Annotated in this window: 9 protein-coding genes; 8 read left to right on the top strand and 1 reads right to left on the bottom strand. The window is 46.8% G+C overall.

The features are described 5' to 3' along the window. The first annotated feature begins 31 nt into the window (after positions 1–31). The 3 genes from kaiB to OU814_RS06040 all read left to right on the top strand — a co-directional run bounded on the left by kaiB (position 32) and on the right by OU814_RS06040 (position 2,556). Positions 32–349 carry a circadian clock protein KaiB gene (gene kaiB, locus OU814_RS06050; protein WP_017289886.1) on the top strand — a complete coding sequence of 106 codons (318 nt, stop codon included), beginning with the start codon at positions 32–34 and terminating at the stop codon, positions 347–349. 120 nt (positions 350–469) lie between these two features. After that, complete coding sequence (gene kaiC, locus OU814_RS06045; RefSeq protein ID WP_017289887.1) at positions 470–2,023, top strand: circadian clock protein KaiC; 1,554 nt, start codon at positions 470–472, stop codon at positions 2,021–2,023. A gap of 284 nt (positions 2,024–2,307) precedes the next feature. Continuing rightward, on the top strand, positions 2,308–2,556 hold the full coding sequence (locus OU814_RS06040) for an RNA recognition motif domain-containing protein (protein WP_017289889.1): 249 nt from the start codon (positions 2,308–2,310) through the stop codon (positions 2,554–2,556). A 98-nt stretch (positions 2,557–2,654) separates the two neighbouring features. Here the strand turns inward: OU814_RS06040 and OU814_RS06035 are convergent, their stop codons facing one another. Further along, positions 2,655–2,924 (bottom strand): GlsB/YeaQ/YmgE family stress response membrane protein, encoded by a 270-nt coding sequence (locus OU814_RS06035; RefSeq protein ID WP_017289890.1) that lies wholly within the window; start codon positions 2,922–2,924, stop codon positions 2,655–2,657. 108 nt (positions 2,925–3,032) lie between these two features. Here OU814_RS06035 and OU814_RS06030 point away from each other — a divergent pair, with 108 nt between their 5' ends. The 5 genes from OU814_RS06030 (at position 3,033) to OU814_RS06010 (ending at position 13,934) form a co-directional block, all read left to right on the top strand. Then, positions 3,033–3,581, top strand: a complete 549-nt coding sequence (locus OU814_RS06030) for a pentapeptide repeat-containing protein (RefSeq protein ID WP_225885682.1) — start codon at positions 3,033–3,035, stop codon at positions 3,579–3,581. Between the two features lie 105 nt (positions 3,582–3,686). Then, positions 3,687–6,407, top strand: a complete 2,721-nt coding sequence (locus OU814_RS06025) for a two-partner secretion domain-containing protein (RefSeq protein WP_268181287.1) — start codon at positions 3,687–3,689, stop codon at positions 6,405–6,407. Beyond that, positions 6,404–9,058, top strand: coding sequence for an S-layer family protein (locus OU814_RS06020; protein WP_268181285.1), 2,655 nt, complete (start codon positions 6,404–6,406; stop codon positions 9,056–9,058). The genes OU814_RS06025 and OU814_RS06020 overlap by 4 nt, the downstream gene beginning before the upstream one ends. Beyond that, positions 9,055–11,721 carry a two-partner secretion domain-containing protein gene (locus tag OU814_RS06015; protein WP_268181283.1) on the top strand — a complete coding sequence of 889 codons (2,667 nt, stop codon included), beginning with the start codon at positions 9,055–9,057 and terminating at the stop codon, positions 11,719–11,721. The genes OU814_RS06020 and OU814_RS06015 overlap by 4 nt, the downstream gene beginning before the upstream one ends. Then, positions 11,718–13,934 carry a CHAT domain-containing protein gene (locus OU814_RS06010; protein ID WP_190648668.1) on the top strand — a complete coding sequence of 739 codons (2,217 nt, stop codon included), beginning with the start codon at positions 11,718–11,720 and terminating at the stop codon, positions 13,932–13,934. Before OU814_RS06015 ends, OU814_RS06010 begins: the two co-directional genes overlap by 4 nt. Positions 13,935–13,958: the final 24 nt, after the last annotated feature.

Raw genomic sequence — 13,958 nt, 5'->3', positions numbered from 1 at the left:
TAATCTAGAGTGAATAGCGATCGATCAAACTATGAGTCCTTTAAAGAAGACCTACGTCTTAAAACTATACGTCGCTGGAAATACACCGAATTCGGTTCGGGCACTCAAGACGTTAAATAACATTCTCGAAAAGGAGTTTCAAGGAGTCTATGCGCTAAAAGTCATTGATGTTTTGAAAAACCCGCAACTTGCAGAAGAAGACAAAATCCTCGCAACTCCAACTTTGGCAAAAATCCTGCCCCCGCCTGTACGTAAAATTATTGGCGACTTGTCCGATCGAGAAAAAGTTTTGATCGGGTTGGACTTGCTTTATGAAGAACTGCGAGAAGAAGAGCTTGATTCGCAATAACTCTGGAATTGAACGGCTTATTTACAAGTTTTGTGGTAAATAAGTGAAACGGCATAATCTAACCCCTTTGAGATCTTCTGATACTCAGGAGCTTGCTCCATTTTGTCTGACCCTAATCCTATGACTTCGATTAATCAAACCGAACCGCGTAATCCCGCTGATCTTTCTAGCGTGCGAAAAATTCGTACGCTGATCGAAGGCTTCGACGATATTAGTCACGGAGGACTGCCCGTTGGTCGCACAACCCTCGTCAGTGGCACTTCTGGAACAGGCAAAACGCTACTCGCAGTACAGTTTCTCTATAACGGAATCACTCAATTTGACGAAGCAGGTGTGTTTGTCACCTTTGAAGAATCCCCTGCTGACATTATCAAAAACGCCTATAGCTTCGGATGGGATCTACAACGATTTGTAGATGAAGGAAAACTGTTTATTCTCGATGCGTCTCCTGATCCTGAAGGTCAAGATGTCGTCGGAAATTTTGATCTTTCAGCTTTAATTGAACGAATTCAGTATGCGATTCGGAAATACAAAGCGCGGCGGGTGTCGATCGACTCTGTGACGGCAGTGTTTCAGCAATATGATGCAGCGTCGGTCGTGCGGCGAGAAATTTTTCGCCTCGTCGCCCGGTTAAAGCAAGTCGGGGCAACCACGATTATGACCACCGAGCGGATTGAGGAATATGGTCCGGTCGCACGTTTTGGCGTAGAAGAATTTGTCTCAGATAATGTCGTAATTGTGCGCAACGTCCTCGAAGGAGAGCGGCGCAGAAGAACGATCGAGATTCTCAAACTTCGCGGGACAACTCACATGAAAGGGGAATACCCTTTCACGATCACGAATCAAGGGGTCAATATCTTCCCGCTAGGTGCGATGCGCCTGACTCAGCGATCGTCGAATGTGCGCGTCTCGTCGGGGGTCAACACCCTAGACGAAATGTGCGGCGGTGGATTCTTCAAAGATTCGATCATTCTGGCAACGGGCGCAACCGGAACCGGAAAAACGCTGCTGGTTAGCAAATTTTTGCAGGAAGCGTGTCAAAGAGGCGATCGCGCAATCTTGTTTGCCTACGAAGAATCGCGGGCGCAATTGTCACGAAACGCCTACTCGTGGGGCATCGACTTTGAAGAACTCGAACAACAAGGATTGTTAAAAATTATTTGTGCGTATCCTGAGTCAGCAGGCTTAGAAGATCACTTGCAGATTATTAAATCGGAAATTTCGGAATTTAAGCCGTCCAGGATTGCGATCGACTCGCTTTCTGCCTTGGCGCGAGGCGTCAGTAACAATGCGTTCCGACAGTTTGTGATTGGCGTGACCGGATTTGCGAAACAAGAGGAGATCACCGGATTCTTCACGAATACGACCGATCAGTTTATGGGATCGCATTCGATTACCGATTCGCATATTTCCACGATCACCGACACGATCATCATGCTGCAATACGTCGAGATCCGGGGCGAAATGTCGCGTGCCTTGAACGTGTTTAAGATGCGGGGATCTTGGCATGACAAGGGAATTCGCGAATACACCATTAGTGCTCAAGGTCCAGAAATTAAGGACTCGTTCCGCAATTTCGAGCGAATTATTAGCGGTTCACCGACTCGGATTGCAGTCGATGAGAAAGTTGATTTGTCACGAATTACGAAAGGATTACGCTCAGAAGACAAATAATTCAAGGCTCTTAACGCGATCGTTAGACTTGATTAAGTTGAATTCCGGAAAAAATAATCGATTTAAGTTGTAATTTTCTATCAAGATGTAGTGTGAAGAACAAAAATAATGGTTCAAAAAGAGGGATGATCAGATTGGGTTCTTGACGAATTTGAAAATGAACACTGCAATGACCTGAATGAGCTGGAGAATTTATCAGCTCGTGTGCAAATTGCCCTAGGACGCAGTGCTTCCGGCTCAACAGTTCATAGAATCCAGTTTTGCTCTTCGTTTCGGACATTCTCATGACCATTTACGTTGGAAATCTTTCATACCAAGCGACCGTAGACGACCTGAAATCGGTCTTTGCCGAATATGGCACGGTAAAGCGGGTCGTCCTGCCTACCGATCGCGAAACTGGACGGATGCGAGGCTTCGCATTTGTGGAAATGGAACAAGACGCGCAAGAAGATGCCGCAATTACTGACTTAGACGGGGCAGAGTGGATGGGTCGGCAGCTTCGAGTCAATAAAGCGAAACCGAAGGGAGAGTAAATCTAAAACCGAATACATCGCACCTTTGCATCGTTGAGTAAAAGCGCTTTCCGGCAATTCAGTTGGAAAGCGCTTTTATCGATCTTGAAGCCATGCAGTTACGCTGCGCGACGGGTTAAGAGTCCCCACAGGAAAATTGCCACAATTGCGCCTAAGACTGCAATCAAAATTCCACCAATACTGAGGGATGCTGCGGTCAGATTCAGCGCGCCCGTGGTTAGGAAAGTATAGAGACTTCCTCCGACAAAGGCACCAATGATGCCTAGGATGATTGTTCCGAGAATGCCGCCGCCTTGACTACCCGGATAAATTGCTTTCGCGATCGCCCCTGCAATCAAACCTAAAATAATCCACGCAATCAGATTCATAATTCAGTGCCTCTTAAAAGTTTTTAGCCCATGAGTAGAAGGTATCAATTTGCCTCGAATTTACCCATCTGCCATCAGAGTTAATCAGAGAAAACCTTAAGGAGGAGAATGCCTGATAGAATTACGAAATGTAAAGCTGTTGGGATATTGAGCGATCGTATGCAAACTCTGCGCGTGTTTTTTGGACTGTGTCTTGCCGTCCTCGTGATGATTGGAATGCCTGGAATGGCTCATGCTGCGAGTTCTAATGCAACTCGCGCGATCGATGATGTTGCAGCAACAACAAAGGACTATTCGGGACAAAATTTAATTCGGGCTGAGTTTGCTGCGGTGCGATTGCCGAATAGTAATTTTAGCAACGCTGATCTCAGGGGTGCGGTATTTAGCGGTTCAGATTTGAGAAATTCAAACTGGAGTGGAGCAGATTTTAGCGATGGCATTGCTTACATTACAGACCTGTCTGGTGTAGATCTCACAGATACTGTTCTGACTTCTGCCATGATGATTGGTTCGGTATTGAAGGGTGCGAAGATCACGGGCGCAGATTTTAGCTTTGCAGTGCTCGATCGTCCGCAAGTGGTCGAACTTTGTAAGACTGCCAGTGGTGTGAATTCAAAAACGGGAATCAGTACTCGCGAATCGCTAGAGTGTCCTTAAGTTTCCTGATTAAATCGTTCTAAGATACGGGTGACGATCGCAACGCTAATCGAGCACAAAACTCGTTAGTGTGCGATCGTGATAAATGTCGCCCTTATCTGTCCGATGCTTTTCATATCCGAGTTCCTGACCTGTTTAAGTTCCGCATCCCCTAGATCTTGTCTCGTCATTGCGCTAGGTGGCTTGTATCCGTTAGCCTTTGCTTCAACAGCACAGCGATCTTTTGCCCAGGTTATTCCCGATCGTACCTTGCCGCAAAATTCGCTCGTCACAGATACCTTAGTCACAGGCGGAACGAAATCAGGCACAAACCTTTTTCACAGCTTTCAAGATTTTTCTGTCAAGGGATCAATTCTCTTCGTTCCAGATCCAGACATTCTCAACATCATTACTCGCGTCACAGGCAATCAGCGATCACTGATTGATGGCATCCTTGCAGTTAACGGGAGAGCCAACTTTTTCTTAATCAATCCGAACGGCATTACTTTCGGTCAAAATGCTCAACTTGGCATCAATGGTTCATTCTTTGCCAGTACTGCACAGAGCGTGAAATTTTCAGATGGCAGTGAATTTAGTGCAAAATCGCCTCAAACTCCACTCCTCACGATGAGTGCTCCCATTGGCTTACAGTTTGGGACTCGTCCAGCTAGCATTGAGCAAACGGGTTCGCAATTGCTCGTGCCACCAGGGCAAACTTTAGCTTTACTGGGTGGAGATGTGCTGGTGAATGGGGGGAGTCTCATCGCAAATTCTGGAAAAATTTCGCTAAAGACTGTAGACCGTCCCGAATACGTGAGTTTGTCTGAACCGAGTAACTTACGACTGGGAAATCTTGAAATCTCGAATCAAGCACAACTTGATGCCAGTGGGCTGGGTGGGGGACGCATTGAAATTGATGCAGGCAACGTCGTACTGAGTAATGCTCGAATTGCCTCTCTCACGGTTGGCGATCAAGATGGGCAAGGAATTTCGATCCGATCCAATCAGTTCCGACTCCAAGATGGCGCACAAATTGCAGCTATCACAACTGGATCGGGAAAAGGTGGCAATATTGATATTTCTGCAACTGAGTCTTTTAGACTACGAGGAATTGATTCTGCACTTTATCAAAGAGACGTAGCGAGTCTCATTCAGACTGGAGTGCTAGATCTGAATAGTCCAACAATCGCCATTACAAACAGTACTTTTGGTCAAGGTCAAGCAGGAAATATTTCAATTGTTGCAAATCAAATCCAGTTTGAGAATGGCATTGGAATTGGTGGAACCACGCTACAAGCCGGACAAGTTGGAGCAGTCAATTTACAGGCAAAAGATATCAGGATTGCAAGTGGATCAATCGTAACCTCAACATTTCGAGGTAGTACAGGAGCAGCAGGCAATATTAATATTCAAGCCGATCGCTTAACCGTTCGAGAAGGTGCAGCGATTACGACGAGTACATTTGGTCGAGGTAATTCTGGCAAGATTGATCTGAATGTGAAAGATACCATTACCCTAGCAGACACTCCAAAAGGCAGCGTGATTCAGACTGCGATCGGATCAAATGCTTTTGGAGATAATCAAGCACAAGCAGGCAATATCAGCATTAAGACGGGCAGGCTCTTAGTTTCTGACGGAGCTGGAATTAGCGCTGGTTCCGGTGGAGCATCGGGTACAGTTTTAATCTCACCAACTGGTGGAAAAGCTGGAGATTTGGAGATTTCAGCAACCGAATTAATTGATGTATCTGGGATTTCTGAAGTCTTAGCAAATGGCACTCAAACTTCTAGCTACCTTTCAACTGATACTGGCACAAGTAGTCAGAGCGGCAACCTTTTTATTCAAACTCCTATTTTGCGAGTCCGAGATGGAGCGAACATTTCGGTAGGGTCACTGGGATTTGGTCAAGCAGGTACTTTGACCATTAATGCCACCCGGATCGAAGTGTCAGGACGCAAAGGAGATTTACCCAGTCGAATTCAAGCGTCTACTGGCAAACTTTCTTTTTCTTCAATCATCAATCCCAAAGCAACTTCCGATGCTGGGGATTTAAATCTCAACGTGCGAGAACTATCGATTCGAGATGGTGCAACTGTCACCGTAGAAAATATTGGTTCTGGGAAAGCTGGCAATCTGAATATTAATGCCGATCGGATCTTCGTCAATAATGGCTCAAGTATCGATGCCAGAACTGGGACTGCGGGAGGAGGAAACGTGAATCTGCGATCGCAACTCATTCTCTTACGTCGCGGAAGTAACATTCAAACCGATGCAAATCTCTCTAATGGCGGCAATATCACCATCAATACTGGACTTTTACTCGCAGTGCCAACCGAAGATAGTAACATTACTGCGACTGCGCAAGGTGGTCGTGGTGGGAATATCAACATCGCGGCTCAAGGCATCTTTGGCTTGCAGCAGAGTCGATCTCTGACCTCTAACAGCGATATTACTGCTAGCTCAAGAATTGGGTTGGATGGAACCGTAACACTGACGACATTTGGCACAGAACCCAACGTGAGCACTGATCTTCCAGGGACTCAGATTATCTCTTCAGATCAGATCTCCCAAACCTGCACGAGCTTAGCTAAAACAGGTCAGTTTGTGATTACAGCCAGAGGAGGATTAGAACCGCCTGTGAGTGAAGTTGTGCAATCGACTCCGGTTTGGATGGATGAAAGAGCGAGCACTCACTCACTTAGCTTACAAAAATCTATGCCGGAAATGATAGAAGCAACCGGATGGGTGAAGCGAGCCGATGGAGAGATCATGTTAGTTTCTGAATCTACTCATCGTCAGATTCTAGCATCCTGTCTCTTGCCATCTCGTGCTGCTCATGGCTCATGAAAAAGATACTCGGCTTTCCAGTCTCATTCTGTTCATTTCTACCCTTACTTTCAGGCTCTCAAACATTACTCGCTCAGATTGTTCCTGATGCAACACTGTCTCAACCTTCGATCGTGAACAACAATACGATTCAAGGTGGAACACGCTCTGGAACAGCCCTCTTTCACAGCTTTAAAGAGTTCTCAATTCCAACAGATAGCCAAGCTCAGTTTCTTCCCGATGCTCAAGTTCAAAACATTATTTTGCGCGTCACAGGCAATCAGAGATCGCTCATTGATGGCACGCTCTCAGTCAATGGCACTGCTAATCTCTTCTTTCTCAATCCCAATGGCATCACCTTCGGGCAGAATGCTCGCTTGGCAATCAATGGCTCTCTGATTGCCAGTACCGCCGATAGCTGGACTTTCTCCAATGGCAGCGAATACAGTGCCAGAAACCCTCAAGCTCCCCCACTTCTCACGATTAGCACGCCTATCGGCTTACAGTTTGGCGCTCGTCCAGGAAACATTGTCCATCAAGCTAACCTCTCGCTTCCTCCTGGAAAAATACTCGGACTCGCAGGCGGAGAGATTCGGCTCGACAATGCGAGCTTAAACAGTCCGAGTGGCACGATTTTCTTGGTCAGTGCGATGCAATCAGGCACGCTGCAACTGCTGACAACGGGGCTTGGAGAAACGAACATCGAACAGTTTGGCAATATTGAGCTATCAGGAGCGAGTGCGATCGATGCCAGCGGTTTAGGGGGTGGAGCGGTTCAGATTCGAGGTAATCAAGTAACATTGCGCGACCAAGCTACGATTTTCTCGGATACGATCGGTGCGATCGACGGTCGAGACATTGAGATTCAGTCCAATCAATTTAGCCTGCAAGATCGTGCTTTCGTTCGAGCCTTTACGGTTGGCTCTGGAAGTGGGGGGAATTTATCGATTCGAGCCAAAGATGCGATCGCACTTACTGGCATGGGCTATCCAGCTTTTGAGCAGAACCTTTTAGGAAATTACCTGTTTGGCAATCTCGATCCGCGCACTGTAGAAAGTTCGATTTTGACAGGAACCGCCGGATCTGCGCGAGGGGGCAATCTGACGATCTCAACTCCACAACTCAGCCTGAAAGAAGGATCTGCAATCGTCGATCTCACACAAGCATCAGGCGCAGGAGGAAATTTATCAGTTCGAGGAGCAGATACGATCGAGGTCATCAGTTCTGCACTCGGAACGCTCGCCAGTGGAGATGGAAAATCTGGAGATGTCCAGATTCAAACCAGACGCTTGAACGTAAGTAACACGGGAATTATTACGTCCGGGACGATCGGGTCAGGAAATAGCGGAAATCTAACGATTACTGCCGATACAGTCAAGGTCAGTGGCGCATTTCCTCAAGGGGTCGTCGCATCCAATATTGTCACGTCTACTCTGGCAGGAACAGGGAACGCAGGCAACTTAACGATCAATGCTCGGCAAATCCACATTGAGAATGGAGCCTCGATCGTCAGCGAAAGTGGCGTGAATCTCGGAGGCAGCGTTTTGGTCAGTTCTGGAAAAGGGGGGAACGTCATTCTCAATGCATCGGATGAAATTCGCTTATCAGGAGTCGGTCTACCTCAAAGTCCGAATAGTTCAATCTCGACGCTGACATTTGGGACAGCCCAAGCAGGAGACATTTATATCAACACTCGTCGGCTCCTGATTTTCGATCAAAGCTTGATCGAGGCTTCGAGTTTGACTTTCGGCAAAGGCGGAAACATTACGATTAATGCCTCTGAATCCATCCAAATTGTGGGAAATCTCAATCGTGTGATTGGAATTAATACGAATGCTGAAGGAGGTGAGCCGTTCACGAACACCAATTCGGCTGGAAATATTAGACTTCGCACGTCCAAACTCTCACTGAGCAATCTTGGACAAATTAGTGTCTCAAGTTTTGGAAAAGGGGCAACTGGATCAATTGATGTGCAGGCAGATACGATCGAACTCAACAACAGTCGAATCAGCGCCACAACTCGCGCAGGCAGCAAAGGCAATATCGGAATTCAGGCACAAAATATTGTGCTGAGAAACGGCAGCCAGATTCAAACCGATGCAGGAGATTCGGATGGTGGCAACATTGATCTTCAAACCAAAATTCTGTTGGCAATTCCATTAGAAAATAGTGACATTACAGCAGACGCACAGGCAGGTCGGGGCGGCAATATCAATATCAAGACTCAAGGCATTTTTGGTTTTCAGCTAGGAAGTGCCTCTGATTTCAGTGATGTCAATGCGAGTTCTGGACTTGGGCTAGATGGCACAGTCAAGCTCACAACTTTTGCACAGGAACCTACGATTAGAAGTAATTTGCCGAATGGCATGGTCGATCGTTCGACTCAAATTGCTCCAACTTGTGCAAAGGTCGCAACCACCAGTCAGTTTGTCGTCACACAGCGAAGTGGCTTAGAACCCAATGTGAATGAAGCGGTGCAATCAACTCCAGTATGGATAGACGTTCGAGGTGAGCGATCGCACAAAATACTTCAAGAATCTGCCCCTGAAATTACAGAAGCATCCGGATGGGTGAAGCGAGCCGATGGAGAGATTATGTTAGTCTCAGAATCGGCAAATCGCCCAATTCTGAATCCCTGTTTGATTCCTGCTCGTGCTGATTCGGCTCCATGAAAAAGATACCGTGTTCTCTCGTCTTATGTGGCGTATTGACTTACGGGCTTGCAACGGCTCAAAAGTTACAGGCTCAAATTATTCCAGATACGACACTGCCCCAGTCTTCGATCATCAATCAAGAGACCATCACAGGCGGGACTGCTTCAGGAGCAACGCTTTTTCACAGTTTTCAAACGTTTTCAATTCCGACAGGGGGAGTCGCTCAATTTTTACCCAATGCCGGAATTCAGAACATTGTGACTCGCGTGACGGGAACTGAACGATCGCAAATTAACGGCTTACTTTCAATTCAAGGTCAGGCGAATCTTTTCTTTCTCAATCCGAATGGCATCACCTTCGGGCAAGATGCTCGACTCGATATCAATGGGTCATTCATTGCCAGTACGGCTGACAGTTGGACATTCTCCAATGGCAGCGAATTTAGTGCGAGAACTCCGCAAGCTCCACCTTTACTCAGGATGAGTACGCCCATCGGCTTACAGTTTGGCACTCGTCCAGGGAGCATTATCAATCAAGCCAGGCTAACCCTTCCACCCTTGCGAACGCTTGGATTCGCAGGCGGAGACATTCAGTTCGATCAGGGGAGCTACACCAGCCTTGGCGGCAATATTTTTCTGATGAGCGCGATCGCTCCTGGGACGGTTCGCATCGCACCCGATTTGAGCCTGGGAGAAAGTAGTCTCATGTCACTTGGCAAGATTGAACTGTCAGGAACATCCGCAGTGAATGTGGGTGGATTGCGAGGAGGAGCCGTTCAGATTCGGGGCGGGGATGTAATCGTACGCGATCAAGCGAGAATTTTCTCGGATACGGTTGGCGCGATCGACGGTCGAGACATTGAGATTCAAGCCCATCAATTTAGACTTCAAGATCGGGCTGTAGTTCGGGCCTTTACGGTCGGCACTGGTACTGGAGGAGATATTACAGTGCAGGCGAAAGATACTATCACACTCACCGGAGCAGGCTATGAAGCTTTTGATCGGAACTATCTCAAAGTCCCTTTCGATCGCACTGTGCAACCAAACAACTTAGAAAGTGCGATCTTAGCGGGAACCTTTGGTCAGGGAAACGCAGGCAATCTCACTCTGGAAGCGCGACAGGTCAGATTAGAAAATGGGGCAGTGCTTGGCAATCCGACTCAGGGAGCAGGCGCAGGTGGAGATTTAACAATGCGGGTGGCCGAGAGCATTGATGTGACTAGCTCTGGAATTGGCACAACGGCAATCGATCGCGGCAAAGCCGGAGGTCTCTCAATTCAGACAGGCAGTTTGCGCTTAAATCGTACCGGGGTTATTACCGCAATTACGCTGGGTGACGGAGATAGTGGAAGGATTACGATTCATGCAACGGATGACGTAATCGTTAATGGGGGAGTCAGAGATGGCTTCTTGCCATCGTACATTGCCACCACGACAATTTCTGACAAGGGCAATGCCGGAAATTTAGAGATCAATGCTCGACGCATTCAGATTGAAAACGGTGGCACGATTTCAACTTCAAGTGGATCAGCCGTGGTCGATCGCATTTTTGTCAGTTCTGGAACGAGCGGAAATCTTACCCTCAATGCTTCCGAAGAGATTCGGCTAGACGGCATTGGATTAAACCGAGACTCTGCCAGTCTAATCGCGACTAATACATTTGGCAGTGCGAACGCAGGCAATATTCATCTCAATACTCGGCGCTTCGTGAGCCTGGGTCAGAGTTTCGTCGTGGCTTCTACATTTGCATCGGGACAAGGCGGCACAATTACGGTCAATGCTTTAGATTCCATCAATATTGTTGGGCAACCGAGTGATTCCTTTGGAATTGGGACGTACTCCGGCAAGTCATCTTTTCTCACTATCTCCCAATTGCCGACGGCAACGGGCGCAGCAGGAGATGTGAGACTCTCCACTTCACAACTATCGATTCAGAATAACGGACGAATTAATGTTGACAGTATTGGCAGTGGCAATGCCGGAACGATTCAGGTGAATGCGAATGTCATTCGATTAGAGAATGCCGGAATTACTGCGACCACGAATTCTGGAGGAAAAGGCAATATTGATCTGCGATCGCAGTTGATTCTGCTGAGAAATGGTAGCCAAATTACAACTAGGGCAGACAATTCGGATGGCGGCAACATTGATATCAAGACAGGTGTTTTGGCAGCGATTCCCAAAGAAAATAGCGACATCACTGCAAATGCTAAACGGCAAGGCGGAGCAATCAACATTACAGCTCAAGGAATCTTTGGCTTCCAGCAAAGTCGATCGCTGACCTCAAAAAGTGAGATTACGGCAAGTTCTGAGATCAAGGGTCTTGATGGAATAGTCACCTTAACGACTTTTGGAACTGAGCCAAACGTGACGGCTGAACTCCCTGTTACCGTGATGGAGAATTCTGCCCGGATTGCTCAAACTTGTGCAAGATTTGCCAAAACCAGTCAGTTTGTAATGACAGAACGAGGAGGATTAGAGCCTTCGATCAGTGAAGTTGTGCAATCGACTCCCATCTGGCGAGATGAACGAGATGGCAAGGCTATTGAACATGGGAGCGAACAATCTGCGATCGTCGAAGCAACTCAATGGATTCGACAATCCGATGGCACGATCGCACTGGTTGCTGCTGCTCCTTATCCTCAAACAACGATAGACTGCTCGGCAGGAGAATCGAAGTGAAAAAACAGTATGTTTTAATTCTGTGCCTGAGTTGTTTTCTAGCACTGATGTTGCAATATCCAGGATTCGCACAACTCGCGACAGCTCAATCTTTGAATGAAACAGGACGACAACAATTTGAGCAGGGACAACCTGAACTCGCCTTGGAAAGCTGGCAAAAAGCGGAACAAGCTTATCGCGATCGCAAAGATCAGACCGGAATTCTCGGTTCTCAACTCAATCAGGCTAAAGCACTTGAAGCTTTAGGATTCTACCGTCGTGCTCAACAGCTTTTAGAACGCTTAACGTCCACTCAGCAACCTGATTCCACCCTAAAAGCCAATCAATTTCTAACATTTGGCAAGAATCTACGACTGATCGGAGACTTTGCAGGCTCTCAACAAGCTTTAAAGAAAAGTTTAGAGATTGCTCAGAAGGTTCAGGCAAATTCTGACATTCAAGCAGCGCTTTTACAATTGGGCAATACTGCGATCGCACAACAACAATTTGAACTTGCACTGAACTTACTGCAGCAAGCTACTACTTACGAAGGTGACTTACAACATGCAGCACAACTTCAACAAGTTAGAGTTCTCCAAAAGCTCGATCGCGCAACTGAAGCCGCAACTATCATCAAAACATTGCAAACTCAACTTACAGCCCTCCCTGCCACTCAGCAAACCCTCTATGAAAAGATTGAGCTTGCCTCGATCGCATCAGAAACACTGAATTCAGCACAGCTACTAGCTGCGACCATTCAAGATGCCAGACAGCTTAAAAACAAACGAGTTGAATCTTATGCGCTCGGAACTTTAGCACACTTATATGAACAATCGAAACAATGGTCAGAAGCCGCTCAACTGACTGAGCAAGCTTTAAGATTAGCAAAACAGTTAAACATTCCAGAAATTGCGTACCAATGGCAGTGGCAACTCGGCAGAATTCTCAAAGCACAGGGCAAAGTCCAACCTGCTGAGATTGCTTATGCAGATGCAATCGATTCGCTCAAAACTCTACGTCGAGACATTGCCGCCATTGATCAATCTATTCAATTCTCATTTCGCGAACAAATCGAACCCGTCTACCGCGAATTCGTCGATCTGCTTCTCGTCGAGCAAACGCCTCCCGAGAACCTGAGAAAAGCTCGTCAAGCCATTGAATCCTTACAATTAGCAGAACTTAACAATTTCTTCCGAGAAGCTTGCTTAAATGCCTCAACACAGCCGATCGAATCGATTGATTCAACGGCTGCCGTCATCTATCCAATCATTCTTCCGAATCGACTAGAAGTTATTATTTCGCTCCCGAATCAACCTCTGAAGCACTTTGCCACCATGCGATCGCAATCCGAAATCGAAGATATTATCTTCAAAATGCGGCAATCTCTGCGTCCGACATCTTTTGATCAAGAGCGGCTTCCACTGGCTCAAACCTTATATTCGTGGCTCATTCAACCTACGCAGGCAGACTTAGAGAAGGCTCAAATTAAAACGATCGCGTTTGTACTTGATGGCTCGCTCCGCAATATTCCGATGGCAGCCCTGCATAACGGACAACGCTATCTCATCGAAGACTATCGAATTGCAGTGACCCCAAGTTTGCAGCTTTTTGCAAGTCCAGAACCGAAAAATACGCAAGCTTTAATTGCAGGATTAAGCAAACCTGTGCAAGATGAAGATGCACTGCCAGGCGTTCAGCAAGAAGTTGAGCAAATTCGCTCAATGCTACCCTCAAAGGTTCTACTCAATGAAACCTTTACCACTCGATCGTTTAAGACAACCACAGAAGACTCTCCTTTCTCGATCGTACATCTTGCCACTCATGGGCAATTTAGCTCCAATCCAGACGATACTTTTCTCTTAACTTGGGATGGTCGCATTAACTTAGAAGAACTGAGAACTATCTTGAACAATCGCGAGCTAGAACAATCCACATCTATTGATCTCCTCATTTTAAGTGCCTGCCAAACGGCTCAAGGTGATCGTCGTTCTGCGATCGGTCTTGCGGGTGTCGCAGTTCGTTCTGGCGCTAGCAGCACCCTTGCAAGCTTATGGACAGTAAACGATACATCAACGACATCGTTTATGATTGAATTCTATAAATCTTTCCTCAGCACTGAGAAGCCCTCTAAAGCAGAAGCTGTTCGTCAAGCCCAACTGAAACTCCTACAGAGAGCGGAGTTTCGTCATCCTTACTACTGGGCATCTTTTGTTTTAGTAGGAAGATGGATATAAAGATTCGGTAATGAATGTCTAGTA

This window comes from Leptolyngbya sp. GGD, from assembly GCF_026735145.1.
Taxonomy (GTDB): Bacteria; Cyanobacteriota; Cyanobacteriia; order Leptolyngbyales; family Leptolyngbyaceae; genus Leptolyngbya; species Leptolyngbya boryana.
Note: the sequence above shows the minus strand (reverse complement) of the source record. Positions and strands in the feature narration are given on the sequence as shown.